This window comes from Chloroflexota bacterium (assembly GCA_016219275.1).
GTDB lineage: Bacteria > Chloroflexota > Anaerolineae > UBA4142 > UBA4142 > JACRBM01.
Map to the genome: position 1 here is coordinate 98173 of JACRBM010000033.1, position 26179 is coordinate 124351.

30 protein-coding genes are annotated in these 26179 nt (G+C 57.8%); 12 read left to right on the forward strand and 18 right to left on the reverse strand.

All coding sequences use genetic code 11. The annotated features are described in order from the left end of the window. Nucleotides 1-83: 83 nt before the first annotated feature. From HY868_07295 to HY868_07340, 10 genes are all read left to right on the forward strand, one after another. Complete coding sequence (locus tag HY868_07295) at nt 84-1421, forward strand: B12-binding domain-containing radical SAM protein (protein MBI5301925.1); 1338 nt, start codon at nt 84-86, stop codon at nt 1419-1421. Further along, the gene (locus tag HY868_07300; GenBank protein ID MBI5301926.1) at nt 1396-2406 is read left to right on the forward strand and encodes a flippase-like domain-containing protein; all 1011 of its coding nucleotides are present in this window, start codon (nt 1396-1398) and stop codon (nt 2404-2406) included. Before HY868_07295 ends, HY868_07300 begins: the two co-directional genes overlap by 26 nt. Next, the gene (locus tag HY868_07305; GenBank protein ID MBI5301927.1) at nt 2403-4445 is read left to right on the forward strand and encodes a hypothetical protein; all 2043 of its coding nucleotides are present in this window, start codon (nt 2403-2405) and stop codon (nt 4443-4445) included. The genes HY868_07300 and HY868_07305 overlap by 4 nt, the downstream gene beginning before the upstream one ends. Nucleotides 4446-4499: 54 nt before the next feature. Next, entirely contained in the window at nt 4500-4706 is a 207-nt protein-coding gene (locus HY868_07310) for a twin-arginine translocase TatA/TatE family subunit (protein ID MBI5301928.1), read from the forward strand. A gap of 7 nt (nt 4707-4713) precedes the next feature. Continuing rightward, nucleotides 4714-5718, forward strand: a complete 1005-nt coding sequence (locus HY868_07315) for a sodium:calcium antiporter (GenBank protein ID MBI5301929.1) — start codon at nt 4714-4716, stop codon at nt 5716-5718. Between the two features lie 116 nt (nt 5719-5834). Beyond that, nucleotides 5835-7142, forward strand: coding sequence for a YvcK family protein (locus HY868_07320; GenBank protein ID MBI5301930.1), 1308 nt, complete (start codon nt 5835-5837; stop codon nt 7140-7142). Nucleotides 7143-7181: 39 nt separating this feature from the next. Further along, a complete protein-coding gene (gene gap / locus HY868_07325; GenBank protein MBI5301931.1) occupies nt 7182-8192 on the forward strand; it encodes a type I glyceraldehyde-3-phosphate dehydrogenase in 1011 nt (336 codons plus the stop codon). 88 nt (nt 8193-8280) lie between these two features. Beyond that, the gene (locus tag HY868_07330) at nt 8281-9453 is read left to right on the forward strand and encodes a phosphoglycerate kinase (protein ID MBI5301932.1); all 1173 of its coding nucleotides are present in this window, start codon (nt 8281-8283) and stop codon (nt 9451-9453) included. An 84-nt stretch (nt 9454-9537) separates the two neighbouring features. Next, nucleotides 9538-10092, forward strand: a complete 555-nt coding sequence (locus tag HY868_07335; GenBank protein MBI5301933.1) for a Uma2 family endonuclease — start codon at nt 9538-9540, stop codon at nt 10090-10092. Next, nucleotides 10089-10652 (forward strand): GNAT family N-acetyltransferase, encoded by a 564-nt coding sequence (locus HY868_07340; protein MBI5301934.1) that lies wholly within the window; start codon nt 10089-10091, stop codon nt 10650-10652. The genes HY868_07335 and HY868_07340 overlap by 4 nt, the downstream gene beginning before the upstream one ends. A 57-nt stretch (nt 10653-10709) precedes the next feature. Here the strand turns inward: HY868_07340 and HY868_07345 are convergent, their stop codons facing one another. Continuing rightward, complete coding sequence (locus tag HY868_07345; protein MBI5301935.1) at nt 10710-11207, reverse strand: pyridoxamine 5'-phosphate oxidase family protein; 498 nt, start codon at nt 11205-11207, stop codon at nt 10710-10712. A gap of 140 nt (nt 11208-11347) precedes the next feature. Next, nucleotides 11348-12673, reverse strand: coding sequence for an LCP family protein (locus tag HY868_07350; GenBank protein ID MBI5301936.1), 1326 nt, complete (start codon nt 12671-12673; stop codon nt 11348-11350). 98 nt (nt 12674-12771) lie between these two features. On the opposite strand from HY868_07350, the gene HY868_07355 reads away from it, so the two are divergent. Further along, nucleotides 12772-13917: a DUF4115 domain-containing protein gene (locus HY868_07355; protein ID MBI5301937.1), complete on the forward strand. Its 1146-nt coding sequence runs from the start codon at nt 12772-12774 to the stop codon at nt 13915-13917. Nucleotides 13918-14026: 109 nt separating this feature from the next. After that, nucleotides 14027-15373 carry a 30S ribosomal protein S12 methylthiotransferase RimO gene (gene rimO, locus HY868_07360; protein ID MBI5301938.1) on the forward strand — a complete coding sequence of 449 codons (1347 nt, stop codon included), beginning with the start codon at nt 14027-14029 and terminating at the stop codon, nt 15371-15373. Between the two features lie 199 nt (nt 15374-15572). Here the strand turns inward: rimO and HY868_07365 are convergent, their stop codons facing one another. From HY868_07365 to HY868_07440, 16 genes are all read right to left on the reverse strand, one after another. Then, a complete protein-coding gene (locus HY868_07365) occupies nt 15573-16562 on the reverse strand; it encodes a hypothetical protein (GenBank protein ID MBI5301939.1) in 990 nt (329 codons plus the stop codon). Nucleotides 16563-16622: 60 nt separating this feature from the next. Further along, on the reverse strand, nt 16623-17192 hold the full coding sequence (locus HY868_07370) for an NUDIX hydrolase (GenBank protein ID MBI5301940.1): 570 nt from the start codon (nt 17190-17192) through the stop codon (nt 16623-16625). Then, nucleotides 17192-18013, reverse strand: a complete 822-nt coding sequence (gene surE / locus HY868_07375) for a 5'/3'-nucleotidase SurE (protein ID MBI5301941.1) — start codon at nt 18011-18013, stop codon at nt 17192-17194. The genes HY868_07370 and surE overlap by 1 nt, the downstream gene beginning before the upstream one ends. 9 nt (nt 18014-18022) lie before the next feature. Continuing rightward, nucleotides 18023-18871 (reverse strand): formate dehydrogenase accessory sulfurtransferase FdhD, encoded by an 849-nt coding sequence (gene fdhD, locus HY868_07380; GenBank protein ID MBI5301942.1) that lies wholly within the window; start codon nt 18869-18871, stop codon nt 18023-18025. Nucleotide 18872: 1 nt separating this feature from the next. Further along, nucleotides 18873-19538: a molybdenum cofactor guanylyltransferase gene (locus HY868_07385; GenBank protein ID MBI5301943.1), complete on the reverse strand. Its 666-nt coding sequence runs from the start codon at nt 19536-19538 to the stop codon at nt 18873-18875. A gap of 2 nt (nt 19539-19540) precedes the next feature. Next, on the reverse strand, nt 19541-20218 hold the full coding sequence (locus HY868_07390) for an LON peptidase substrate-binding domain-containing protein (protein ID MBI5301944.1): 678 nt from the start codon (nt 20216-20218) through the stop codon (nt 19541-19543). Nucleotides 20219-20545: 327 nt separating this feature from the next. Beyond that, the gene (locus HY868_07395; GenBank protein ID MBI5301945.1) at nt 20546-20791 is read right to left on the reverse strand and encodes an acyl carrier protein; all 246 of its coding nucleotides are present in this window, start codon (nt 20789-20791) and stop codon (nt 20546-20548) included. A 176-nt stretch (nt 20792-20967) separates the two neighbouring features. Then, nucleotides 20968-21471: a hypothetical protein gene (locus HY868_07400; protein MBI5301946.1), complete on the reverse strand. Its 504-nt coding sequence runs from the start codon at nt 21469-21471 to the stop codon at nt 20968-20970. A 279-nt stretch (nt 21472-21750) separates the two neighbouring features. After that, nucleotides 21751-22035: a cyclase gene (locus HY868_07405; GenBank protein ID MBI5301947.1), complete on the reverse strand. Its 285-nt coding sequence runs from the start codon at nt 22033-22035 to the stop codon at nt 21751-21753. A gap of 62 nt (nt 22036-22097) precedes the next feature. Beyond that, a complete protein-coding gene (locus HY868_07410) occupies nt 22098-22805 on the reverse strand; it encodes a DedA family protein (protein MBI5301948.1) in 708 nt (235 codons plus the stop codon). Nucleotides 22806-22810: 5 nt separating this feature from the next. After that, nucleotides 22811-23134, reverse strand: coding sequence for a hypothetical protein (locus tag HY868_07415; protein ID MBI5301949.1), 324 nt, complete (start codon nt 23132-23134; stop codon nt 22811-22813). A gap of 102 nt (nt 23135-23236) precedes the next feature. Then, nucleotides 23237-23653 (reverse strand): ester cyclase, encoded by a 417-nt coding sequence (locus tag HY868_07420; GenBank protein ID MBI5301950.1) that lies wholly within the window; start codon nt 23651-23653, stop codon nt 23237-23239. Nucleotides 23654-23679: 26 nt separating this feature from the next. After that, nucleotides 23680-24105 carry an ester cyclase gene (locus tag HY868_07425; protein MBI5301951.1) on the reverse strand — a complete coding sequence of 142 codons (426 nt, stop codon included), beginning with the start codon at nt 24103-24105 and terminating at the stop codon, nt 23680-23682. An 85-nt stretch (nt 24106-24190) separates the two neighbouring features. Next, a complete protein-coding gene (locus tag HY868_07430; GenBank protein ID MBI5301952.1) occupies nt 24191-24835 on the reverse strand; it encodes a hypothetical protein in 645 nt (214 codons plus the stop codon). Between the two features lie 88 nt (nt 24836-24923). Then, a complete protein-coding gene (locus HY868_07435) occupies nt 24924-25340 on the reverse strand; it encodes an ester cyclase (protein ID MBI5301953.1) in 417 nt (138 codons plus the stop codon). A 113-nt stretch (nt 25341-25453) separates the two neighbouring features. Then, nucleotides 25454-25966, reverse strand: a complete 513-nt coding sequence (locus HY868_07440; GenBank protein ID MBI5301954.1) for a DUF1684 domain-containing protein — start codon at nt 25964-25966, stop codon at nt 25454-25456. Between the last annotated feature and the right edge of the window lie 213 nt (nt 25967-26179).

Consider the following 26179-nt stretch of genomic DNA (forward strand, 5'->3'; position numbering starts at 1 on the left):
TGACTTTATATTCTGAGCTAGTTTGACAAAGTAACTCAAATCCAGTACTCTCTCAGTTACTACGGTGGAGGTCACACAAAAGTATGGATATCGAAAAAATCGTTCTGATTCAGCCGGCGCACCAAGGACGGATTTTGGGCAAAGCCGCCGGTTCCCCCTATACGTTGATGCGTCTCGCTTCGATGGTGCCGGCTGACATCCCGATCGAAATCTGGGATGAAAACTTGGGACCATTGAACTATGCGCGACTCAACCCGCGCACGCTCGTCGGCATCAGCAGTATGACGGTAACCATCGAAGGCGCGCAAGTGATTGCCACGCGCGCGCGCCAGCGCGGCAGCACGGTGGTCGTCGGCGGCGTTCATGCTACGCTCGTGCCGGACGAAGTGACGCCCTGGGCAGATACGGTCGTCGTCGGCGAAGCGTACCGCACCTGGCTCCAAATCATTCACGATTTCGCGAACGAAAAATTACAACCGCGCTATGTGGATGTCGAATGGGCGTCGCTCGACACGCTTGCGCCCATCACCGATCGCGTGATCCAGCACGTGGATGAGCATCGCAACTATTGGACGCCCTCGCTAGAGATTACCCGCGGTTGTCCGCGCAACTGCACCTTTTGTACCGCCGTGCGCGTGTCCGGCAAAATCATGCGCCATCGTCCGGTGGAACAAATCGTGGAAGAGATCGAACGCCGCCGCCTCAAACGCTTTTTCCTGACCGACGACAATCTCGGGTTGAATTTTCACACCGACCCGGCGTACATCGAAAAAGTTTTTCGCGCGCTCGAGCCTTTGCCGATTCGCAGTTGGACGACGCAAACCGAGTTGATCGTCGCGCAGTATCCCGATCTGATTGATCTGGCGCGACGCGCGCACATGGACAAGTTTTTCATCGGCTTTGAATCCATCAACCCGGACAATCGCCGTGACCTGGGCGGCAAGACCAAGGGGCAGGTTGCCGATGTCAAGCGCGTCGTCCGCGCGATTCACGCGCGTGGTTTGAATGTCGTCGGTCTCTTTGTGTTCGGTTTCGACCACGACACCACCGATGTTTTTGAAAAGACCTGGCAGTTCATCCGCGAGACCGAGTTCGACGGCGTCAGCGTGACCGTGTTGACGCCTTTCCCCGGCACGCCCCAGCGCGAACAGTTGATCGCGCAAGACCGCCTCCTGCCGAACGTTCCGTGGCGTCATTATGACACCGCGCACGTTGCTTTTCGTCCCGCGCTGATGACGGTCGAGCAGTTGCGCGAAGGATATGATTGGTTGTGCCGCCAGGTCTATGCGCCGCGGCAGATTGCCACGCGGGGCATACGCACGCTCGGTCGTTATCCCTTGAGTCAGGCGCGCGCCAAAGCATTCTCGAGTTTCAGCACCGACATCGGCTACCGCAATGCCTACGCACTCCGCTACCGCTAGTCAGTCTGTCATTTCGCAACGAGTCTGGTCTTTTGCCAAAATCGCGGTCAGTCTCGGCGTCCTGATTTTCTTGTTGACGCGGCTCAATCGCGCCGACCTGATCGAGCGGCTCGCGAGCGCGCAACTACTTTGGCTGGGTCTCGCGCTCGCGCTCTATTTCTGCGCGATCTTACTGGGCGTACTCAAGTGGCATCTGCTTGTGCGCGCCCAACACCTCGCCATTTCATTTAGGAATCTCGCCACGTTCACGTTTACCGGCTTGTTTCTCGGCAATGTCCTGCCCTCCAACATCGGCGGCGATGTCGTTCGCGCGGCGATGCTCGCCCAAGCGGGACGCGGGACAACTGAAGCCGCCGCGATCTCGGTCGTGGTAGATCGCCTGTTGGGTCTTGCCGCTTTTTTTGGCGTCACGCTGATCAGCGCGGGCTTGGCGGTGGGATTGCTCACGCGCTCGACCGAACTCGAAGCGATTCAAACGGCGACCACGATTATCGCAACGGCTTTTGCCATAGGTGGCGCGTTCTTTTTCAGCCGGCGCGCCGCGCGGCAACTCGCCCGCATTTTTGCGATTGGCTGGTTCGCGCGTTTCAAGCCGATGGCGTTACGCTTCTATCACGCGATTCAAATGTACCGGTTCAACTATGCCGCGCTGGCGGCGAACATCGCGCTCTCCACCGGTATCCTGGTGGTTGCCACGCTCGTGTGGTATTCGGTCGCACGCGCGCTCGATCTCCACATCTCGCTCATCTATTTTTTCCTCTTCAATCCGCTCATCGCGTTTGTCTTGTTATTACCGATCTCATTCAACGGCTTGGGACCCAAAGAAGCCACCGCCGTCTTTTTTTTCGGATTGATCGGCGTGCCGAGCGAAGCCGCGTTCGCCTTGTCGCTCCTGTTCCATGCCATCGTCGTGCTTACGAGTTTGCCCGGCGGCGTGTTCGTGGTGCGTAGCCGGACAGACCAACCTGGGCATCCCGACGAATGACTCCGGCGCTAGGCAAATCTGGGTTGTCGCGCGCGACCGGCGATCTCCTCGCGCTGGGTGTGCTGGGCGCGCTGGCGCTGTTCGTCGCCGGCTTTCTCCTGCGCGACGATGTGTTCATCTACGGCGACCACCCCGGACATTATTGGCTAACGTGGTACACGCTCAACATCGCCGTTCCACTCCACCATCGTTTGCTCGATTGGATTCCGTACTGGTACGCCGGTTACCCCGAACTGCAGTTCACCCCGCCGGGTTATCTCCTGCTCGGTTGGGCGCTGAATGTGCTCACCCTGGGCAAGTTCTCCGCCGCGTTCATCTACGCGATGGTCGCGTTCATCGGTTATGCGCTTCCTGGGTTTACATTTTACTACGCCGTGCGTCACCTAGATTTTGGACGACGCACCGCGTTCAGTGCGGGTCTGTTCGCGCTTGTGTTCCCGGCATTCTTCGACGGCGCGCCCGGCGCGTTCATCGGCATGATTGGGTCGCGGCTGGCGTTCGGGTTGAACGCGCTGTTTTTCGCGTGGACGATTGACGTGTTGGAGCGACGCGGCGCGCGTTATTTTTTCGCCGCCGCGCTCACACTCGCCGCGATTGTGCTCGCGCATCCGTACCATACGCTGGGGATTTTATTCGCGCTCGGATTGTACATTCTCGCGCGGCGTTTGCCGCGCGTGCCTTCTGCCATGCAAATGATCGCGTTGGTCGCCTGCGCCGCCGCGCTCGACGCGTTCTGGCTCGCACCGTTGTTCGCGCATTCGTCCGGCGCAATGGTCCCGATGTTGCGCGCGACGCTCGATCAAACCTGGCGCATTCTCACCGATGCGTCGCTCGCGCCGTTTGCCGTGCTCGCATTATTCGCGCTCGGGCGCGTGCGCCGCGAACGCGATGTCCAATCACGCGTGGTCATCCTCGTCGTACTTGCACTCCCGTTTGTTCTCGCTGGCGGAATGCTCGTCGCGCATCTCGTTCTGATCGAACCGCAACGATTTTTCCAACTCGACCCGATTCGTCTGATCGGCGAATATTATTTCGCGTTGATCTGGCTCGCCGCGCTGGGCGCATCCGAATTGACGGAATGGCTCGGTCGTTTCGTGGCACGTCCGTCTTATGCAACCTGGACGCGCGCGCTCGCCACCGCCGGCATCGGCGCGTTCTTCGCGATTTCAATTTGGCAAACCGTCGCGTTTTTTCACCCGCGTCCGAACGCAGAGCCGCGATTTCTGAGTCAAGCGATTCGCGATTATCGGCTCGCTGAATTGTGGGATACGTTGCGCGACACACCCGGCCGCGTGTGGTTCACGTCGTACGCGACCGAACTGAACGCGCGCGGGACTGAATCGCTAGCAACTACATTGATGTCGCTCACACCGCTGTACACAAATCGCGAATTGATGGGCGGCACGTACAGTCATTGGTCGCCGGTCGCCGCGCGAATGTGGACGGGACAAACGCACCCGCGCGTCCTGCGCGGCTTGAATCACGAACAGGACAATCGCGCGCTCTTTGGTGTTCCCCTCGAATCATTCACCGAAGCGCAACTCGTCGCCGAGTGCGAACGCTACAACATCACCGCCATCGTCGCGAGCGTGAACGATGAGCGCACGCGCGCGGTGCTCGACGCGATGCCGCGCGTGCAATCGTACTTCAACAATGGTTTCTTTTTCGTCTATCGCATCAAGAACTGGGACGGCGCATGGCTCGCCGCGGAAAACGCGACGGTCGAACTCATCGCCAAACAGGACGACCAAATCATTATGCGCGTGCGCGCCGCGCAAGCGGATGCGCGCGTGCGCGTGAAAATCCAGGCATATCCGCTCTGGCGCGCGGTCACGGATCGCGGCGAGCGCCTCACGATTACGGCGGACGATTTCGCGTTGATGCAAATCGCGTTGCCGCGCGGCGACGACTATATCGTGACGCTCCGCTACGCCGAAGACACGGTGGAACACATCGGCAATTCGATTTCGATCTTGTTCATCGTCGTTGGGGGCGCGGGCGTCCTCTTCGCGTTCGCGCGGCAGAGATTTCAGTTTTGACAGCTTGGCGTATCGGCGGTACAATCGCATCAGTTTGACGATAGGGAGGAAAACATGCCTTTTCGCTTTGAACCGACCGACATTATCATCATCGCGTTTGTCGCGTTCCTAATCTTCGGCGGCATCGGTCGCTTGCCAGAAACGACGCGCGCGATGGGCAAAGCCATTCGCGAGTTTCGCGCCGCGCTCGCCGGCAAAGACGACGAGACGCCGAAAAAAGAAACGCCCCCAGCCCCAACCGAATCATCCAAACCCAGTTGATTCTCCGATGGTCTGGCTCCAATTCATCGTCTGCGCCGGTTTCATCGTTGTCGCAGGCAATCAACTCTCACATTATGGCGACGTACTGGCAGAGAAATCCGGCTTGGGACGTTCTTGGATTGGAGCCGTCTTGCTTGCCAGCGTCACGTCGTTGCCCGAACTCATCACCGGCACAAGCGCGATCGCGCTCGTCGGTGAACCCGACCTTGCCGTCGGTGGCATTCTCGGCAGTTGCCTCTTCAACCTCGTCCTCCTCGCGTTGCTCGATTTGATCTATCAACCGCGCGCCGCGTTGAACGACGCGCACGAAGGTCATACGCTTTCCGCCGGTTTCGGCATTCTGCTCATCGGTTTGACTTCGACGCGTCTCTTAGCCGGCAAAACCTGGCACGAGTGGACGCTCGGCTGGGTCGCACCGACGAGTTTGGTTATCTTGCTCGTCTATTTGGCAAGCCAACGGATGCTCTTTGCGTTCGAGCAACGTAGCATGGCGAACGGCGCACGCGACATGACGACGAATTACACGCACATCGCCACACGGCGCGCGGTGATCATCTTTTCCCTTGCCGCTCTCGCGATCGTCGCGCTCGGCGTGTGGCTCGCGTTTATCGGCGAAGACATTGCGCGCACGACCGGTTTGGACGCGAGTTTCGTCGGCAACGTGTTCCTCGCGATCAGCACCTCGCTTCCCGAAGTCGTCGTGACGATTGCCGCCGCGCGGATGAAAGCCGTAGACCTCGCGGTGGGCAACGTGCTCGGCAGTAACGTATTCAATATCGCGATCCTCGCGGTGTACGATTTCGCGTACACGCGCGGCTCGATCTGGGAATTTGTTTCGCCGATTCACGCCGTCGCCGGTCTCGGCGCTATCGTCATGACCGCAGTCGCGATCATCAGTCTTACCTACCGCGCGTCCACGCGCGTGACCCGGCACGTGACGTGGGACGCGGCGCTCCTCATCGCGCTCTACCTAGCGAATGTGAGTTTGCTGTATTTGCTTGGCTCTGCCTAACTCGGACATGCCAAAACTAAACAGCACAATTTAGATTAGCGCCAAGCCGGTTTTGGTGATTTTACCCGCTTTGACTATAATGGTGCCGAGCGTGCGCGCTCACGGATAAACAACGAATGCGTTTTTTTGCGCGTCTCAAGCGCCCCAGTTGGAAATGGTTGTATGTGGGGCTAGGGGTCAAACGCTGGCTCGTGTTGCTGATCCTCGGCATCACGATGCTGGGTTTGGGTTTCGCCTACCTGCTCATCAACATTTATCGCGAAGCGCGCATGCCGGACGCGTTCTACTACATGACGCTGCAATTCATTCCGCGCGAGGTGCGCGGCGCTCTGATGGGCTTGCTCGGCATCGCGTTGGTCGCCGTCGCGCTCGTCAAACTGAATCAGTCGCTCCTCTCGCCGTTCATCACCGACGAGACTGATCTGATCGAAACGTTGTATCGCCAACGCGCGCGGCGACACGGTCCGAAAATCGTCGCGCTGGGCGGTGGCACCGGACTTTCGACGCTGTTGCGCGGATTGAAAGAACACACCGATCAACTCACCGCGATTGTCACGGTCGCCGACGACGGCGGCAGTTCAGGACGCTTGCGCCGCGACCTGGGTGTGTTGCCGCCCGGCGATTTTCGCCAGTGCATCGCCGCGCTCGCCGATTCGGAACCGTTGATGACCCAGTTGTTCCAGTACCGCTTCGGCGAAGGCGCGGGACTCGACGGGCATTCGTTCGGCAATTTGTTTATCGCCGCGATGGCGGGCGTGACCGGCAATTTTGAACGCGCTTTACTCGAATCATCGCGCGTGCTCGCGGTGCGAGGACGCATTCTCCCTTCGACATTGCAGAGTGTGACGCTGTGCGCCGATCTGCGCGAGCCGATGTCGAATGGCAGCACGCACGTCGCAGGCGAATCGGAAATTTCGCATCAGGGCAAACCGATCGAGCGCGTGTATCTCGAACCCGAACACGTTCCGGCATATCCCGATGCGGTGCGCGCAATTCTCGACGCCGACCTCGTCATCGCAGGACCGGGTAGTCTGTACACGAGCGTTATTCCGAATTTACTTGTCGAAGATATTCAGCGCGCGCTCCACGCCTCGAAAGCCGCGAAGGTGTACGTGTGCAACGTCGCGACCCAGCCCGGCGAAACGGACGCGTTCACGGTTCACGATCACTGGGACGCGCTGACACAACACGTCGGCGCGCAAGTTTTCACGCACGTCATCGCCAATCGCAATTGGAACGTGAATTTTCCCGCGCACACGTCCAGCCAATTGGTTCGTCTGCGCGACGAGAAACCGAGCGCGTTTCGCGTGACGCTCGCCGATCTCGTGGACGAAGGAAAACCCTGGCGACACGATCCGCACAAACTAGCCAAAGTGGTCTTGCAGTGGTACGACAACAATACAAAACACACGCGCGCGATTTGAATCGCGTGACGTGGTTGGTAAACTAAGGAGGATAGTCGCATGGCAACAAAAATCGGCATTAATGGTTTCGGTCGAATCGGGCGCTTGGTTTTCCGCACGATCAAGGCGCGCGTGGCGGACAAGCTTGACGTGATCGCCGTCAACGACTTGTTCGATCCCGCGACGAACGCACACCTGCTCAAGTATGATTCGACGTATGGCGCGTATGCCGGCACCGTCGCCGCGCAAGATGGCAACCTGGTCGTGGATGGCAAAACGATCAAGGTCTGCGCCGAAAAAGATTTGAACGCAATCAAGTGGGCTGAACTTGGCGCGGAGATTGTGATCGAATCCACCGGCTTGTTCACCGACGCGACGAAATCGGTGGGGCACATTACGTCGGGCGGCGCGAAAAAAGTGATCATCAGCGCGCCGGCGAAGAACGAAGACATTACGATTGTCTTGGGTGTCAATGATGACAAATACGATCCCGCCAAACATCGGATGATCTCGAACGCGTCCTGCACGACAAACGGACTCGCGCCGGTCGCCAAAGTGCTTAACGACAAATTCGGCATCGAAAAAGGTTTGCTGACGACGGTGCACGCGTACACGAACACGCAGAAACTGCAAGACCTGGGCGCAAAAGATTTGCGCGATGCGCGCGCCGCCGCGCAAAACATCGTCCCGTCCGAAACCGGCGCGGCAAAAGCCGTCGGTCTCGTGATTCCGGAACTCAAAGGCAAATTCGGCGGCATGGCATTCCGCGTGCCAACGCCGACCGTTTCAGTCGTGGACTTTACCGCGATCTTGAACAAGGAAGCGAGCAAGGAAGCAATCCGCGAGGCGATGCTTGAATACGCGGCGGGTCCGATGAAAGGCATCCTCGATGTGACCGACGAGCCGCTCGTTTCATCCGATTTGCGCGGCACGACGTTCTCATCCGTGTACAGTTCGATGGACACGCTCGTCATCGGCAACATGGTCAAGGTCGTCGCGTGGTACGACAACGAGTGGGGTTATGCCTGCCGCGTCGTGGATTTGGTCGCGATGGTGGCGTCGAAACTCTAGACAATGGAAATTAAAAGTTAGAAATTGGAAATTAGAAATTGGAGGTTGGAATTGTTCCAACCTCCAATTTCCAACCTCCAGGTGAACGATGAACAAAAAATCAATTCGTGACATTGCGCTTAAAAATAAACGCGCGCTCGTGCGCGTGGATTTCAACGTGCCGCTCGACGACAAAGGTCAAGTGACCGACGATACGCGGATTGTCGCCTCGCTCCCGACGATCCAGTACATGGTCGAGCAAGGCGCGAAAGTGATCCTGTGCTCGCACCTGGGACGACCCAAGGGCAAGGACCAGAAATTTTCGTTGCGCCCGGTCGCGACGCGCTTGGAGCAACTGCTTGGCAAGCCGGTGACGTTTGTGAGCGATTGTATCGGTCAGCCGGTGCAACGCGTCGTCGAAGCGATGAACGCGGGCGATGTGGTTTTGCTGGAGAACGTGCGGTTCTATCCCGAAGAAGAAAAGAACGATCCAGAGTTTGCGAAAAAACTCGCGGCGTTCGGCGATGTGTACGTGAACGACGCGTTCGGCTCGGCGCACCGCGCGCACGCGAGCACGGAGGGCGTGACGAAATCCTTGCCCGGCGTCGCGGGGTTCTTGATGGAAAAGGAACTCGCCTACCTGGGCAAGGCGCTCGCGAATCCGGCAAAACCGTTCGTCGCGATACTCGGCGGTGCGAAGGTGAGCGACAAGATCAAGGTCATCGAAAATCTATTGCCCAAGGTGGACTCGCTCTTGATCGGCGGCGGCATGGCGAACACGTTCCTCGCGGCGAAGGGATTGAACCTGGGTCAATCGCTCGTCGAAGCGGACAAACTCGACACGGCAAGAGCGTTGATCGAAAAAGGCGGAACGAAAATCGTTTTGCCGGTGGACGGGGTGATCGCGGACAAGTTCGACAAGGACGCCGCGAAGAAGGTCGTGGACGTGAGCGCGGTGCCGAGCGATTGGCGCGTGCTCGATGTCGGACCCAGGACGATTGACGCGTTTGCGAAAATCCTGGGCGATGCGAAAACGGTCGTGTGGAATGGACCGCTCGGCGTGTTCGAGATGCCGGCGTTCGCGAAAGGCACGGTGGAAATTGCGAAACGACTCGCGTCGTCCGGCGCGACGACGATCATCGGCGGCGGCGACAGCGCGGCAGCCGTCGAGCAAGCCGGCGTCGCGGACAAGATGACACACATCTCGACGGGCGGCGGCGCGTCGCTCGAATTTCTCGAAGGGCGCGTGTTGCCCGGTGTCGCGGCGTTGCAAGATAAATAGTCGGGTGAGACCTGGAAGGTTTGAGAAACCTTCCAGGTCTTTTTTTGCGCGTTGTGGTATAATGCGAACGATGAGAGGTGCAGTGTGATTACGCAAACTCAATTGATAACGGCGGAAGAACTGGAACGCATCCCGCAAAACGACGCGCACGTCGAACTGGTGAAAGGAGCAATCGTCAAGATGCCACCAGCAGGACATGAACATGGGGAAGTCGCACTTGCCATTGGTTCGCTCATTCGTGATTTTGTCAGACGCAACAAACTTGGCAAAACGTACGGCGCAGAGACCGGCTTTATTCTTTCGCGTAACCCAGACACTGTTCGTGCGCCCGATGCCGCGTTCGTGTCTACCGCGCGCGCGGCACAACAAACGCGGCGCACAGGTTTTTTCGACGGCGCTCCGGATTTAGCAGTCGAAGTGGTCTCACCTGAAGATACGGTTGGCGAAATTGACGCGAAAGTGATCGAGTATTTAGAAGCCGGCGTCAGACTGGTTTGGATACTGCACCCTCGCACGCGCACGATCACGGTCTATCGCTCGCTCGACGATGTGCGCGTGCTGACGGCGAACGATTCGCTCGATGGCGGCAATGTTTTGCCAGATTTCACGGTCTCAGTAAAAGAGATTTTTGAAGGATGAGCGTTTCGCAGATTCGTCTCGCGCGCCTTGATGATGCCGACGGCATCGCGCGCGTTCACGTTGACACATGGCGCACGACGTATGCCGGTATCGTGCCCGAGGAGCACCTGGCAAACTTGTCATACACGCAACGCGCGGAGCGATGGCGTAGCATCTTGGAACAGCCCGGCAATTCATTCATCTTCGTCGCCGAAACCGGTGCCGGCAAAATCATCGGGTTTGCGACCGGGATGCCCGAACGCGAAAACGATTCGGTCTACAAAAGCGAGTTGGGCGCAGTCTATGTGCTCCAAGCGTACCAAGGTCAAGGGATTGGACGACAACTCGTCGAAAAAGTTGTCAAACGATTACGTCACGACAGATTCAACACGATGCTCGTCTGGGTGCTCGCCGAAAATCCGTCGCGTCACTTTTACGCCGCGCTCGGCGGCAAGCCCGTGCGCGAGAAACCGATTGTGATCGCCGGCAAAGAATTGGTCGAGGTTGCGTACGGCTGGGATGATCTCGCCGCGCTTGATAAACTCTTGGACGAAAAAACCAAGCGCGCAAAACTCACGTGAGAAGAATAAAGAAACCAGGTTTCTTCGCTTCGCGGAAACCTGGTTTCTGTCTTTTTCTTATTCACCCAGTTTCCATCGCGTCATATCATCCGGAAATTTCGTCCATGCAAACGCGAGATGCGGACGCATCACGTACAAGCCACCGTTGTCCCACTGGGTCGGCTCTGGCGCATAACCCATCTTCGCGTACTTGTTCTTGTATCCATTCGCCACGCGCACAGCCAGCGCCGAATCCGGTTTGCCTGCCTCGCGCGCCTCACCTTCGAGAATCACCACGTTCATTCCGTCTTCGAGATGCACCGACACTTGGGCGTTCACGACGAGATCGCGCGCGCGGCGCGTTTTCGGACTGCCGTCAAAGTAGAACGCATCGTCAATCCACACACCCCACACCGGCGTCGCGTGCGGTTGACCGCTCGCGTTCGCGGTGCAGACCCAGTAGTTGAGCGCGCTCGTCATGCGTTCTTGCACATGACTCCATGACAGCATTCCCTCTTCGCTTTTTGGTACGCCGTATCCTTCAATGAACGGACGACTCGCTTTCACGTTCGCCACACTTCACCTCCGTGATTGAAAAACATAGAGACGCCGCACACCACCCGAACGTCTCTACAATCTTTTAGCTCACTGCATACTATTCACTGTTCACTGTCCACTATTCACTGTTCACTGTTCACTGTTCATTGTTCACTGCCCTACTGCCCCAACGTCCAATCCGCACCCAGGATCACGCGAAACTCGGTATCGCTTTTGGAACTAGGTGTCTGGCGTACATTGTCCGGCGTCACGCGCAACAATTTCGTTAGCGTATCGAGCGTCGCCGTTTTCGCACCGTTGTAATCAATGAGCACGGATTTGCTATAGTCGGTCCGATCCGCATTGCCGTAACTGATCACCTGCAAACCTTGTGCCTGGAGGTACTTGGTCGTTTGTTCGGCAAGCAACGGACGCGTGGTTCCATTCAACACGATGATGCGCGCCGCTTCTTGTTGCACCCGTTTGGTCTGATCGGAAACATCTTGAGGAATGACTTCATCCATCAACTTGCCGATCTTGGCGCGATCCGCCCACAGCACATTTGCGCCGGTATTCGCGCGAAACTGCACCGTCATCGTTTGATCAATCGAGCCGGTCTTGATGTTCTCCGGCTTGACTTGGCGGGCAATCGGCGCAAGGGCGAGCACATCTTGCGCCGTCATGTCCGTCTTGACAACGTTTCCCATAGATTGCATCAGTGTCGGAAGCTTGGAAAGCATATCCAGCCGCATCGCTTTTTCGCGCACCGCGAGCATCACCTGAATCTGCCGGCGCATCCGTCCATAGTCTCCATCCACGTGCCGCGTGCGCGCGTACTTGAGCGCCAGCTCGCCGTTCATGTGTTGGCGTCCCGCCGGGATGTACAGCGGACTGTAACCGTTGTTTTCATCCGGGTAGAGCGGATCGTCAATCACCCGGGGAACATCAATGTCAATGCCGCCGAGCGTATCAATCGCGCGGCGAAAGCCGTCGAAATCAATCAGTACGTAAAAATGGATCCGCCGACCCAGGTTATACTCGACGGTGCGCTTGGCAAGCCCAGGACCGCCGCCGGGAAATTTGTAGAGCGTGCCGTAATAGTACGCGACATTGATCCGGTCTTCGCGAAAATCCGGAATCGGTACGTAGAGATCGCGCGGAATCGAAACGACACCCGCGCTCAACGTTTTGGGATCGAGCGACGCGATCATCATTGAATCGGTGCGACACAAACCGTGATCCACCGCGCGGCAATCCGTGCCCATCAATAGCACATTCACGCGCTCGCCCGCCGCGATATTCGGCGCGGGCGCGGCAGTCGGTTGCGATGCGGCTTTGATGATCGGTGGACTCTCGATCTCCGGCAAGCCATTCAGGACGACCGCTTCGCGCACCATGTCGTACGTTTGATAGCCAAAGAAAAGCCCGCCACACACGACGAGCGGGATCAGTAGCACAGCCAGCACGCGCAACATACAGCCGGCAGTTGTAACAGATTTCGTCAAGGCATTCCTCCAACTTTACGAGCGCGGAAATTATAGCACATTCGCCTAGGCGATACAAGATTTGACTTTTCGTACAGGACGTTATATAGTTTCTGCCGATGTCACTCCTCGGTGAACGATTGCGTCTCGCGCGCGAGGCGCGCGGCGTTGCCGCATTGCAAGTTGAAATTGATACGCGCATCCGCGCGACCGTCATCAACGCGCTGGAACAGGGCGATTATGAAAGTCTCCCGCCCGAACCGTTTTTGCGCGGCTTGATTCGCACGTACGCGATGTATCTTGGTCTGGACGCAGAAGAAATGGTGCGGCTGTACGTCGCCGATTTCGCGCCGCCGCCGCCGCCGCCCACCGAACCGGTGCCGCGCCCCGTGCCCCCCGCGCCGCAATCCGTCGAGCCACCCCTGCCGCCGCCTACCGTCCCGATCATTCCACCCTCGAACACGCCGGGCGCGAGTTTGTTCGCGCGATTCAATGACAATGGTGCGCCGCCGCCGCCGGAAACTTTCGGGTCCGAGCCGCCCGCGACGATGCCCGAGTTGCCGGAAAAACAAAACGCGATGCCGACCGCGCAAATGATTTTCTCGCGTCGCTTGCCGAGCATCATGCCGACACGCTTGCCGATGCCGGTCATTTTCGCGATTGGAATCGCGATCGCGGTTATGCTTCTCGTTTGTGTCGCGTTCGTGTTCACCCAGGGTCTGCCCGCGCTTGCCGCGATGATTAACCCGCCGCGCACCGCGACGCCGACGCGTGCGCCCGCCACGCGCACGCCTGCCCCGATCAATTCCGCGCCGACGAGCGTACCTACCTTTGCCGCGACCGCGCCACCCTTCGCAACCTTTGCCGGTAATGTAACGCCCGCGCCAACCGCGCGCACGACGCCGCGTCGCACGATTGAACCGGCGCAAACCGGCTTGGACCTCACCATCGAAGCCGTCGAAAAAGTGACGGTGCATATCGGTCTCGACGGTGCGCTCGTCTTTACCGGCACGCTCGACCCAGGTACGACGCGATCCTGGTCGGCGAAAGAATCGCTGTACGTACGCCTGGAGAACGCGAAAGGCGCGGCATTGATTTTCAACGGCAAAGCGCAAGCGGCAAAAACATTTGCCGAGCGCACGACGATGGAACGTCAGTGGACGCTGAATCCCAAAGGCACACCCGTCGCCGTGCCGCCAGTCGAACCGCCGCCGATTGCGCCGACCCCGCCAGCCGCAACACCCACACTGACGCCAACGGCATAGAAATCGAAAAGCACATTCATCGCACAGGCACAGACACTACGCGCGCGGAAAAGTTTTTTCCGCGCGCGTAGTGTCTGTGCCTCTGTGGAACAATAAACGAAACAAAAAAATGAAGACGAACTATTTTCTGCTCACCCTGGGTTGCGCCAAGAACGTCGCCGATTCCGACGGCATCGGCGCGTTACTCGATGAGTACGGCTACACGGCGGTTGCCGACGCGCAAGCCGCGGACGTACTCATCGTCAATACGTGCGGCTTTTTACAAGCATCGCGTAAAGAATCGCTCAACGCGCTGCGCGAACTGGGCGAAGCGAAACGCGCTGACCAAGTACTCATCGCCGCGGGCTGTTTGATTTCGCGGTACGGTGCAGTCGTGCAACGCGAAGCGCCGCAAGTGGATAGCGTGATTGACGCCGGCAAATGGCTCGCCCTACCGCGCTTGATTCAGTACCTGCAATCCGACGAAGACGTGCCCGACGACTGGCTCACGAGCGCGTACGCCGGTTTGCCGCTCGACCAACTCGCCGCGCGCTCGATTGTCGAACCGATGCCCCGGCTCGTTCACGGACCGAGCGCGTACCTGAAAATCGCAGACGGCTGTGATCGCCCGTGCACTTTTTGCGTCATTCCCGCGATCAAGGGCGCGCATCGTTCCAAGCCGGAGGACGCGATCATTGACGAGGCGCGCGACCTGGTTGCGCGTGGCGTCAAGGAGATCGTCCTCGTCGCGCAGGACACGACCGCGTATGGCTGGGACTGGGGCAAGCGCGATGCGCTCGCGCCGCTCATCGCGCGATTGTGTACCGACGTGGACGGACTGGAATGGCTGCGCTTGATGTACGCGTATCCCGGTCACGTGACGCCGCGCCTCATCGAAACGATGGCGCGCTATTCCCAGGTCGTTCATTACCTCGACGTGCCGTTGCAACACGCACACCCCGATACGCTCAAGCGGATGAAACGACCGAACCAACCAGTGACGCAACAGATGCTCGACGATTTGCGCGCCGCGATGCCCGACCTCGCGATTCGCACGACGTTCATCGTCGGCTTTCCCGGCGAAACGAACGACGAGTTCGAGGCGTTGCTGGAATTTTTAGAGGCGCAACGCTTCGACCGCGTCGGCGTGTTCGAGTACTCGCGCGAAGACGGCACGCCCGCCGCGTTCTTGGAAAACCCCGTGCCGGCAAAAATCAAAAAGCAACGCCGCGATGACGCGATGGCGTTCCAGCAAAAAATTTCGCTCGCGAAAAATAAATCCTTCGTCGGCAAAACGCTGAATGTGTTGATCGAAGGCGTCGGCGATGGCGTCAGTATCGGACGGACGTATCGTGACGCGCCGGAGGTGGATGGTATCGTGCTCGTGCAACGCGAACTCGCGCCCGGAAAAATCGTGCCAGTGCGTATCACCGGCGCGATGGAGTACGACCTTGCCGGTGAGGTCATCGAAAAATAGTAGGTGTTCATGTCGTGCAGGCGGCTCGCCCGCCGCCACAGTACCACTGCTTTTGAAGCACAGAAACCAGGTTTCTCGAAGAAACCTGGTTTCTCTTTCCATACTTTCGCCAAATGCCAATCGGAGTGGGCAATTTGGAAAATTGCCCCACAACTGCGCGCTCCGTTTTTTGATTGGCAATTAGATTGTCTTTGCCACTCTACGCTCCGCTCGTCGCAATCGCCGGCGGCGTTGCCGTCGCCGCGAGATACCCTTCCGTCCACACACTCGACTCGAACACCTCGTACACTCCAGTGAGAAACAACAGCACGATCAACATCACCAAACCGATCGCGCCGCCGATGATGAAACCGGTCACGACCGTGCTCGTCACCGCATACGCGACAAAACCGGCAATGAACGCGATCACTGCCAGAATCGCGATCACCGGAATCAGCACGATACTAAAACCGATGCTCGTCGCCATCGTGAGAATGTAGAGCACGATGACGTTCTTGAGATTTGTGCGCACCACGCGATACCCTTCGCGAATCGCATCGAGCGCGCCGCGCTTGCCAATGACGCACGCGCGCACGAAGAATTCGTAAAACGGATACACAACGAGCCGCACCACCCACAAACACGCGCCGGCGAGACAAATCATCACGACCGAACCGGCGATTCCCGCGACGAGCGCTGGTGTCGCTTCGCGAAATCGTTGCGCGACGATCAACGGAATCACAACCGCCAACGCGGGTGCGAGTGCGATCAAAATCAACACGAGCGACAACAGCACAATCGGCAAGTTGACGACCAAGCCAATCCCAAACAACGACCGCCAACGTTCCCAGCCAATGCCAAACCCGCGTCCCATCGCCGGCGAAACCTGGGTCGTTTCCAACTCATGCACCGACCCGATCAGTGCGCCGCGCGCGAGAAAGCGCACGATCAACATCAGCAGACTCCACATGAGGATCACCACAAAGACGACGACGATAATCCACAAAATCATCTCATCTGAAACGCGGGGAAGCTCCGGCATGATGTCCGGTGTCGAGGTCCTGCCGCCATCTCCCCCGCCACTCGGCACATTGAACCCGCCGCCACTCCGACTTCCGCCTGCCAACGCGAACAAAATGCCGAACAGCCACAAGGCGCGATGTTTGAGCGTGATTTCAAACGCGCGCGTCAAAATCTTGCCATAATCCATCCTGCCTCCTTGGTGATTTCAAATTTCGGATCGCAGATTGGATTCGTCCTGGTCTGAAATCTAAAACTTGAAATCGGCTATCAATCGGTGAGCGATGGCGCGAAAACGTCCCCAGTCGCGCCAATCTTCCGGTAAGTCATCGAGCATTTGCGCGAGGCGCGGCAAGTCGCTCCACACAGCTTCGCGGAACTGTGTGATGCGTTCGCCCGCGTCCATCGGGTGCGGCGCATCATGCGTTTCATCCGCGAGAAAGACGTACGAGACGAACGGCACGCGCTCCTCGGCATGACGAAACTCGTACTCGATGATGCCGAGCAAACGTGTGAGCGGCGCGGTGAATCCGGTCTCTTCGCGCATCTCGCGCCGCGCCGCATCCTCGACGCGCTCGCCCAGGTGGATGCCGCCGGACGGCACGCGAAATACACCGCTTGGGTAAAAATCCTTGGTGTGCAACAACACGCGTTTGCCGGGACGCGGCAAGGCGAGTACGATTTCCGCCTGACGTTTCTTCGTCGCGTCGCGCCACTCTGCGATGGTTTCGCGCGTCACGTCCAGCGCGCGCGTCCAGCGCACCGGCGCGCCGAAACGCGCGGTCAGTTCCGCCAATTCGTTCGCATCCACGCGCGACATTATTTGCTCCACCGCGCGCGTTCCTTCGCCGCGACGCGCGCCGTCAAATCGAGCGTGAGCGGCGAAACCGACACGACGCAATCCACGATCACCGCGCGTACGTCCGCATCGCGTTCGAGCGTCGCCAAATCCACGCGTGATTCATAACCAGTGAATTGTTTTCCTTGCGGCGTCTCCTCGATCTTGGAGTAAAAGTACGCCGCGCGCGACACGCGCGTCCAACGCCAGGGTGTTGATTCAGTCGCCTCTTGGGGTACATTCACGTTGAGCACATCCACGCCCGCCGGCAAACCGCGCGCGAGAATGCGCCGCGCAAACATCGCCGCGAAATGCGCCGCCACCGAAAAATCCACCGCATCGCTGTGCGACATGTGAAATTCCGGCGCGGTCACAACCGAGATCGCCAGCGCCGGCGCGCCCAGGTTCGCGCCTTCGAGCGCCGCGCCAACCGTGCCCGAAATCGTCACGCCGTTTCCGATGTTCTCGCCATAGTTGATGCCGGAAATCAGCAACGCGGGCGGACGATCCGCAAGCAGAAGGAACGCGTGCCGCGCAGTGACCGCCGGCGAGGTGGGTACGGCGAACGCGCGCACGCGCTTGCCATCCACCACATAGTTGACCGACGCGGCATCGCCGCGACCCAGGAACGCGCGCCCCATCGAGGATTGCTGTTCGAGCGGCGCGACGATCAACACGTCGCCGAGCGGCATCACCGCGCGCGCAAGCGCGCGCAAACCGGGAGACTGAATTCCGTCATCATTCGTCAGCACGATGAGCGGCGCGTTTTTTTTGCGCCGGTGTGTCGAAACAGATTGCGTCATTGATTCACCTTAATCTACGATGATACGTTCCATCCCGTGATACACTTGCATCTGACCCGCGTGGAGGTAACCGATCAACGTCACGTTCCACGCGCGCGCCAGTTGCACAGACAAGTGAGTCGGCGAAGTGCGCGAGACGACAATCGGCACGCGCATCTTCGCGGCTTTCGTGATCATCTCGGACGAAATGCGACCGGTCGAAATAAGAATCCGGTCATGCGTCGCGATGCCGCGCAGCAAGCATTCGCCGCGCAGTTTGTCGAGCGTGTTGTGGCGTCCCACATCTTCGGCGAGCGCGAGGAGTTGCTCGCCGTCGCCGAGCGCGGACGTGTGGACGCCGCGACATTCGCGATACAACGTCGCGCGCGCGTTCAGCTCGCGCATCAGCGCGAATAATTGCGCCACATGCACAGTCCGCGTCGAATCCATCGGCGTCTGTTCTTTCGAGAGATCGTCGAACGTAACGCCGCCGCCACAACCACTTGTGATAATTCGCCGCGCGGGCAAATGGAAATCCGCGTGCGTGAGTCGCACCTGAATCGTGCCGACGCCTTCTTCGCAGATCGCCATCGCACGCGTTTCTTCGATGCCGAGCGCGGGGATGTACCAGTACGCGCGGTCGGACGCGAGATTCACGCGTAGGGACGCGACTTGATCGAGACGGGCGATAAAATTTTCGGAGGCGAGAAAACCGAGCGCGAGGTGATGCAGGTTGCGCGCGGTCGCCATAAAGGTCACGACTTCGGAATCGTTGACGAACAACGTCCAGCGGCTCTCGCCGATGACCCAGCCCTGAATCGGCGCGACGCCTTTTTCGGTGATGTGGTGATAGGTCGTTTGAACCTTGTCCTCGAACATCTTACCTAACCGTCTGACCGAGCGATAACGCGATCTGGAAATCTTCCGGCGTGTTCGCATTGAAGAACGAGAGATGCTGGGGGTCGAAGCGGTCCACCTGATCGCTTTCGACAACGCGCACGCGCACATCGTCGAAGAAACTGATCAACCGCAGATCATCCGCAAGCAAGTGCGCCCGCATCGCGTCGAGACAGCGTTTCGAATAGACCGCGTGCATCGGATGCCAGTCGCGCGATTTGGCGAGCGTCTTGTTCGCGCGTTTGCCCGTGTGCGCCGGGTTGGACGATGGATCAACCGCGTGCGGCACGATGACATCGGCGTGCGGCGCGAGCGAAATCAAATAGCGCAACAGTCCTTCGTTGAGAAACGGCATATCGCATGCGACCGCGAGCGCGTACTCTTCGCGCGCGGACAGCAGTCCCGAATAGATGCCGCCGAGCGATCCTTTGTCCGGGTACACGTCGCCGACCACGCGCAGACCGAACGGCGCGTACAAGTCCGCGTCGTTCGCGATGATGAGCGTTTCCGCGCAAACCGGTTGTACGCGTTCGATCACGCGCGCGATGAGCGGCTTGCCCTCGAATTCGATGAATGCTTTATCGCGACCCATCCGCCGGCTTTTGCCGCCGGCGAGAATGAGCGCGGTGACGCGCGCCGGTTCGCTCATCGTCAATTCACCGAGAACGAACCCAGGTCGCGTACCGCCGGGTTGTGTTCGGTCACCAGGCGCAAGAGTTCAAGTTCGCGTTCGAGGATCGTGGCTTCGCGGCGCAAACGCGCGACGGTCGTCGCCGCTTCGAGCAAACCTTGTTTATCGCGCATACTGATCGGCAACGTCGCGCCGATGACATACGAAAGCATCGTCGGGTCTTTGGGCAATTCGATACTGGGGTCGTCCGGCGCGGGTTCCGTCTCGCCGATGCTTTGCACGGTGCGGACGAACTTGAGAAACAACTGCGCCGCGTGTTCCGCCGCCGGCTCGGCTCGCAAAAGGTCCACGTTCTCGTCCGCCAAAAGGCGGATGCGCCCGCTCAAATACGCGTAGCGCTCGAAACTTTCGCGCAGCACAAAACGCGTCACACCCGCGGTCACGATGTTGTAGCGTCCATCCTCCAAGCGCGCGGAATCCACGATGCGCGCGATGGTCCCGACAGCGTGCGGTATCGCGGGACCGCCCACTTCGACGCCTTCTTTGATGAGCAGGACTCCAAAAGCCAGGTCGTCTTGCAAACAGCGTTCGATCATTTCGCGATAGCGCGGCTCGAAAATGTGCAGCGGTAGACGCGCTTGCGGAAACAGAACTGTGTTGAGCGGAAAGAGCGGTAAGTCGTCTTGAAGAATTTTCATGTGTCGCTAGTTCACTGTAAACATCTACTCAGTTCATCCTTGCGAAGATTCCCCATCACTTTTTCGCGCCAGCGCGCGACGCCAACCAATTCGATTCCTAGCCAATACCTTCGCCAATTTATTTTTTCATCCGCGAATCTCGCGAATCTTCGCGAATTTTTTGTTTCATTCGCGTTATTCGCGGATCAATTCGTGATTTTGACGAGGGCATTGCTAGAGAATTGCGCTCTCAAACCTTCGCAAGGTTGCGCCGGTGAAAACAGAAATGGGACGCAATGATGCGTCCCGCTTGTCGTCCTCGTGCTCTTCACGAACCGCACCCGAAACTTATTTGCCCATGTGCGATTCGAGATACCTGACGGCTTCGCCGACGGTGGTGATCTTTTGCGCTTCGTCGTCGGAAATCTCGCCGCCGAATTTTTCTTCAAACTCCATGATCAATTCGACGAGATCGAGCGAATCGGCTTCGAGTTCCTCACGAAAGCGCGCTTCGGGCGTGACCTTGGATCCGTCCACGCCGAGTTTGTCCACGATAATTGCTTTAACTTGTTCGAAGACTGTGTTCTCTGCCATTGCGGCTCCTCCCCTGTGAAAATTGGACTTGCTAAAAAGGCAGGCATAGTATACCGATTTTCGTCCAATGCGTCAACACAGAGGCAAAGCGCAGCATCGCTTGTTAAAGGTTGTTTTGGAAATCTGCAAGCCCCGCGAAGGTTTAGCCGATCAACCTTCGCAAGGTTTCTCGCCAGTCACTGTACCTCGCCGCGCGGGGGGCGCAACGTAAAGTACGCCACCGTCTGCCACTTGCCCCACCACCATTTGACATGCGCCTTGCCGAGGTACAGATCATCGCGCACCTGCACCAGTTCGTCGAGCACGCGACGAATCGAGAAACGCGGATTGCTCGCCAGGTCGTAATCAATTTTGAGCACCGCGCGATCGGGATCGAACAAGCCCGGCGCGACGCGCGTGCGAAAATCGAACGCGTGATAGCGGTCCTTGCCTTCGAACACATAGCCGCGATATAGGGGCCAATAAACACGCGCGAGCGCGAGCGAATCGCGCATAAAGATATTGTCGCCGCGCGCGCGGCGCTCGTCGAACGTTTTGCCGCGCCAGGGCATCCACGCGCGCGTGATCGCGCGCGCGAGTTGGGTCACGCCGGGCGCGACATCGAGCGCGACGAGTTCGCCGCCGTACTCGCCGTCGAGCGGCGCGCGCGGCGGCGAACCGGCGCGAAAGATTGCGTTCAACTCGGCGCGCGCGCGGATGCCTTCGCCAAGCGCGTCGTCAACCGCGCGCGCGCCAAGTGAGTTGATTTTGGTGTAACTACTCAGCCATCGTTCCTTTATCCGCGAATTACGCGAATTACGCGAATCTTCGCTAATTTTTTCTTCTTATTCGCGCAATTCGCGTTCTTCGCGGATAAATTTGTTTTTTCATCGGCGTAAATGTGGGTTGGCTGAGTAGTTACATTTTGGTTTGCATTGTAAATCCGTCAACCTTCGCAAGGTTTCGCGCAAGCGTCGATCTCACGCGGGTAGTTGGTCTACCTCGTCTAGAAAAGTCACTTCCGGTGTGCCTACCACACCCGCGCGTTGGGTCGCCTGGCGAAATTCGGCGGACTGGAATAATTGACGGGCGCGCTCCAGGTCTTGGTATTCGCCAACGATCACGGCTTCGTTGGGCTTGGCGGTATTGCGAAAAACGCGAACTCCCTTGGAACTATATGCTTTGCGAAGAGTCCCGGCTTCGGCAAACCCGGACTTCCACTTGGCATAGTCTTCGAATTTAACTTGGACGAGAACGTACGGCATTGCAAATCTCCTTTCGAAGTTGACGGTGTGACCACAACAGGTCACGCCAATCATAGAGTGAATCACGGCGACGATGGAACAGACGCATTCGCGGTGCTACGGAAATGTTCAACCGTGCCGATCGCTAAACAAACCGGACAAGCTGCGTCCACAAAATCGCCCACGCGTTCGAGCGTGGCGTTCGATGTACGACGACGCAAGAACATCCAGCCCGCCAAGCCGATGAGCGCGAACGCGAACAACGCCAAGAGCATCGGCATGGTCGCCGCGTTCGTCAACGCGCCGAGGATCGTTCCACCGAGGTACCCAATCGCAAAATGCAAGGTGAGAAATGCGGCGCTGCCCAGCGTCGCGCCGGCGAGGAACGTTGCGTAGGATAGACCGGCGAGACCTGCCGCTGGCACTCCCGCCGTGCGAACGCCTGGCGTAACGAGGATGATGGCAAGCGAGACCGGTCCGCTTTTTCGCATCGTTGTCGAAACGCGGTCGAGCCGCTCGGCGGTCAAGCCGATGTAACGCCCCACGCGATAGAGAAATCGCCGACCCAGGATGCGCGCGAGAAAGAACTGCGCCGAGCCGCCCGCGACCATCGCGACCAGAATCACGAGAAACGCTTGCCACAATACAAAGCGTCCCAGCGCGACCTGGGCGGCGGCAGTGAGCATAATCAAGTCGGCAGGAATCGGCACCGGAATGCCGATTCCTTTGACGAGCATCAAGCAAAATATCGCGGCGAGACCGTACCCCGCGAGAAATTCTTCAAACGCCATGAACGTCATCCGCCCATCATTCTTTTGAACGTATTGGTCGTCGCGTCAATGGCTTGGTACACGTCACTCAGCGGAAACACTTCGAAATCGGTCACGGCAAATGCGGGGTACGAAGCAAGCGCGTTTTGCACTTCTTCGAGCGAGTTCGCATTGATCGTGCCGGTTCCATAATATCCCGCCGCGTTGGGAACCACGTTGTACGCGCAGTCCAGCGTGCCATTCGAGAGATTGGATTTGATCCATGCCTTGGCGGCTTCGTTGATCGCGATCACCATTTTGGGATCGCCGAGTGGCATCGGTTTCCATTTCAAAAGCGCTAGGAATTTCATCGTTGCTTCTCCTTCCGTAAATTGAGCGCGTTGATTCGACCAGGGCGCGCAAATTTTTATCGTGACATTTCAAGCCGCGTGCTTGAATTATTGTGATTCGCTTTATTTGGGCGCGGGCATCGCGCCGATTTGCCGCATCACAGTGGGAATATCTTCGACGTGCCACACTTCAGCGATCTTGCCATTTGCGACGCGATAAACGTCCGAGTACTGGAATTCGACGGATTTACCGGTCGCCGGAATTCCCATCAAACTTCCCTTGTGTGTTCCGCGCGCGATCCCGTGATCGGCAACCCGATCGCCTTCGACGACGACGACTTGTTCCTGAAACTTTAGATCGGGAAATGCCGCCATGAAAACGCCGAGCGCTTCACGCGCGCCGGTTTTGCCGGGCTTTTGCCCTGGCACGGGATTGTGATCCACGACATTGTCATCCATGAGCGCCAACGCGCCTTCGAGGTCGCCTTTGTTCCATGCGGCGACAAACTGTTCCGCAACATTATTTCCGTGGTGTGCCATTTGAATCCTCCATCTCGTGAATGACATCAAGCGCCGGGCATTTGGATCAAGCCCAGTTGAACCATCATGCTCGTCTGATCCACATTCGCCCAGTGTTCGACGATCTTGTCGTCTTTACATCGGACAAAGTGGAGTTCCGACCAGGTGGCGCTCTTGCCAGTTGGTTTCATTCCCAAGAACTCGCCCTTCATCGTGCCGCGCGCGGTCACGCGTTGCACGACCAGGTCGTCTTCGCCAAACGCATCCTCGATGGTGTACTTGAAATCGGGGAATGCCGCGCGCAGACTGTTAAAAAACATTTTGACGCCTTCGACCGTCGGCGGAATGCCGGGCGGCGCGGCATGTTCGACAAAGTTCGGTGCAAGCAAGTCACTCATATGATCGAGTTTGCCGGTGTTGAGAACCTCTTCGACAAGACGCCGCGTTATCTCTTTATTTTGATGGTGCGCCATCCTATCCCTCCTTTGTGAAACTCAGACGCGAGCGCGTCCATTTGATTTGCACTCGTTCACGACAGAGAACGAATTTGCCGGGCAATCATCCTTCCGACTTGAATAACGTCAAGCCGAGCCAGATGTACCAAATCGGATTGACGATGAATCCTTCGAGCAAAGCCGGAATTACAATCACTGGACTCGTCGCATTCAAAACGATCAAACGACCGAGATAAATTACGATGAGTAAAATTGCGGAAATGTAGCCGAGGTATCCCAGCCCTTTCGAAATTCGCGCGCCGCGCGTGATGAGCGACGCAAAGCCGAACATCGCGATGCCAGCGATACCGAAGGTCAACAAGCCGCGCGGATCAATTTGGCTAGGCAAATCAGCCAGCGCGGGAACATTCGTCGCCGGCGGATTGAGCGCGTTCGCGAGATCGTAGCCGCCGTGAATCAACGAGCCGAACGCGGCGACCAGACCCAGCGCGACCGCCCACGACGCCAGCGCGCCGTCCGCATCGCGGACGCGATAGTACAGCGCGACGAGCGCGAGCGTAGAAAACAATCCGCCGAGCATGAGAAAGAGCGAATAAAGTGTCGCATCTTTCAGTACGATGAATGCGACCGAGTAGAGAACGCCGACGACGCCGACAAGCATCGCGCTGATCGCGGCAAAGCGCTCGAACGTATTCACGCGTGACGATGTGTATAGACTTGGATCGCGGTGAACCATTGCTGATTGCATTTTTTCTCCTGGTTAACACTTTCCAGAATCCAGGTTTCTTGGAGAAACCCGGATTCTATCCCCGCTTTCAAGAATCGGTCTTGCAAGATCACAACTCCGGCAGGAGACCCAATGAACGAAGCAATCCCGCTAAATCCCACAAGTACAACGCACGCGTAACGAGACCGTCGCGGAGAGTGAGCACCGTGATGCCGCGAATGTTGACGAGGCGTCCGGTCGCTGGAATGTTCATCAACCCGCCTTGATGCGTGCCACGCGCCGACCACACGAGCACAACACGCGTGCCGTTGAGAATCACTTCGTCGTTTTGAAAATCAAGATCGGGGAAGGCATGAAAATATTGCGACAGCATTTGACGAATACCAGCAGGACCGCGATGCGGGGTCGCTTGCGCAAGATCAACGCCTTCATAATCGCGCGCGTAGAATGCGGTGATGCGTTCTACATTATGCGAGTTCCAAGCATCCAACAATTGGGATACGAACTGCGTGTTCGGGTCAGGCATAGACATTCTCTAAAAACAAAACTGCGGCTGTCACTTTCGACAACCGCAGTTTACACCGGGGCACCGTTCAAACGCCAGACCGGAAAGTGCTCATTTTTTGTTCATTTTGTCAATCAATGAAACTTTTTCTCCCCCGCTTCAATTCGCACGCTCAACCGATTTTCCGGTGGCGGAAACGGACAAGACCAGCTGGCGTTGTACGCGCAGTAAGGGTTATAGCAAAAATTGAAATCTACCACGAGTTCGTTGTGGTAATGTTCCTCCGGCTCCAGGTACCTTCCCGCGCCGTACGATTCACCAGGCGCGGTTGCATCCACGAACGGCACAAAGTACGACCCAGGGTTATCCTCCGTTTCATACACTTGCAACGTCGCTTCTTGCTCGCCCGCGCGAAAACGCACCTGACCGATCTTGAGATAGTCCTGCACAGTGCCGGTGCTCGTCTGCATCTGCACGCGCGCTGGGTTGGCATATCGTTCGAGCGGCAATTCAAAACGCAACGCGGGATTCTCCGGAAAGTACTCTAACCCGGAGAATTCTTTTTTCTGTGCCAGCGTCAGCGGCGATTGCGGACTTGATTTGAAAAACGCATCTTTGGCTTTGCGAAATTCGGTAATTTCGGACATTTTCCTCCCATCCATTAGACATTATCGGGAATAAGGCATATCTCGCCAAGCCGCCAAGAACGCCAAGTTTTTTCGTAACTGCTCAGGCATAACCAAACTTGGACGACTCTTGTATTGCAAAGCATACATTCATCAGGCATACTGTAGACAATGACACCGTCCCCATTACCTACTGACGAACAAATCCGTGCGGCATACCAGCAAGGCGAAGAA

Excerpts from the sequence above, each read along its gene's own strand:
- HY868_07440 (MBI5301954.1), bottom strand. The coding sequence starts at position 25,966 with ATGTCCGAAATTACCGAATTTCGCAAAGCCAAAGATGCGTTTTTCAAA.
- HY868_07295 (MBI5301925.1), top strand. The coding sequence starts at position 84 with ATGGATATCGAAAAAATCGTTCTGATTCAGCCGGCGCACCAAGGACGG.
- HY868_07310 (MBI5301928.1), top strand. The coding sequence starts at position 4,500 with ATGCCTTTTCGCTTTGAACCGACCGACATTATCATCATCGCGTTTGTC.
- HY868_07320 (MBI5301930.1), top strand. The coding sequence starts at position 5,835 with ATGCGTTTTTTTGCGCGTCTCAAGCGCCCCAGTTGGAAATGGTTGTAT.
- HY868_07315 (MBI5301929.1), top strand. The coding sequence starts at position 4,714 with ATGGTCTGGCTCCAATTCATCGTCTGCGCCGGTTTCATCGTTGTCGCA.
- gap (MBI5301931.1), top strand. The coding sequence starts at position 7,182 with ATGGCAACAAAAATCGGCATTAATGGTTTCGGTCGAATCGGGCGCTTG.
- HY868_07340 (MBI5301934.1), top strand. The coding sequence starts at position 10,089 with ATGAGCGTTTCGCAGATTCGTCTCGCGCGCCTTGATGATGCCGACGGC.
- HY868_07370 (MBI5301940.1), bottom strand. The coding sequence starts at position 17,192 with ATGTCGCGCGTGGATGCGAACGAATTGGCGGAACTGACCGCGCGTTTC.
- HY868_07305 (MBI5301927.1), top strand. The coding sequence starts at position 2,403 with ATGACTCCGGCGCTAGGCAAATCTGGGTTGTCGCGCGCGACCGGCGAT.
- HY868_07430 (MBI5301952.1), bottom strand. The coding sequence starts at position 24,835 with ATGCAATCAGCAATGGTTCACCGCGATCCAAGTCTATACACATCGTCA.
- rimO (MBI5301938.1), top strand. The coding sequence starts at position 14,027 with ATGAAGACGAACTATTTTCTGCTCACCCTGGGTTGCGCCAAGAACGTC.
- HY868_07410 (MBI5301948.1), bottom strand. The coding sequence starts at position 22,805 with ATGGCGTTTGAAGAATTTCTCGCGGGGTACGGTCTCGCCGCGATATTT.
- HY868_07435 (MBI5301953.1), bottom strand. The coding sequence starts at position 25,340 with ATGCCTGACCCGAACACGCAGTTCGTATCCCAATTGTTGGATGCTTGG.
- HY868_07300 (MBI5301926.1), top strand. The coding sequence starts at position 1,396 with ATGCCTACGCACTCCGCTACCGCTAGTCAGTCTGTCATTTCGCAACGA.
- HY868_07365 (MBI5301939.1), bottom strand. The coding sequence starts at position 16,562 with ATGGATTATGGCAAGATTTTGACGCGCGCGTTTGAAATCACGCTCAAA.
- HY868_07420 (MBI5301950.1), bottom strand. The coding sequence starts at position 23,653 with ATGGCACACCACGGAAATAATGTTGCGGAACAGTTTGTCGCCGCATGG.
- HY868_07425 (MBI5301951.1), bottom strand. The coding sequence starts at position 24,105 with ATGGCGCACCATCAAAATAAAGAGATAACGCGGCGTCTTGTCGAAGAG.
- HY868_07385 (MBI5301943.1), bottom strand. The coding sequence starts at position 19,538 with ATGAGCGAACCGGCGCGCGTCACCGCGCTCATTCTCGCCGGCGGCAAA.
- HY868_07355 (MBI5301937.1), top strand. The coding sequence starts at position 12,772 with ATGTCACTCCTCGGTGAACGATTGCGTCTCGCGCGCGAGGCGCGCGGC.
- HY868_07390 (MBI5301944.1), bottom strand. The coding sequence starts at position 20,218 with ATGAAAATTCTTCAAGACGACTTACCGCTCTTTCCGCTCAACACAGTT.
- HY868_07395 (MBI5301945.1), bottom strand. The coding sequence starts at position 20,791 with ATGGCAGAGAACACAGTCTTCGAACAAGTTAAAGCAATTATCGTGGAC.
- fdhD (MBI5301942.1), bottom strand. The coding sequence starts at position 18,871 with ATGTTCGAGGACAAGGTTCAAACGACCTATCACCACATCACCGAAAAA.
- HY868_07415 (MBI5301949.1), bottom strand. The coding sequence starts at position 23,134 with ATGAAATTCCTAGCGCTTTTGAAATGGAAACCGATGCCACTCGGCGAT.
- HY868_07405 (MBI5301947.1), bottom strand. The coding sequence starts at position 22,035 with ATGCCGTACGTTCTCGTCCAAGTTAAATTCGAAGACTATGCCAAGTGG.
- HY868_07330 (MBI5301932.1), top strand. The coding sequence starts at position 8,281 with ATGAACAAAAAATCAATTCGTGACATTGCGCTTAAAAATAAACGCGCG.
- surE (MBI5301941.1), bottom strand. The coding sequence starts at position 18,013 with ATGACGCAATCTGTTTCGACACACCGGCGCAAAAAAAACGCGCCGCTC.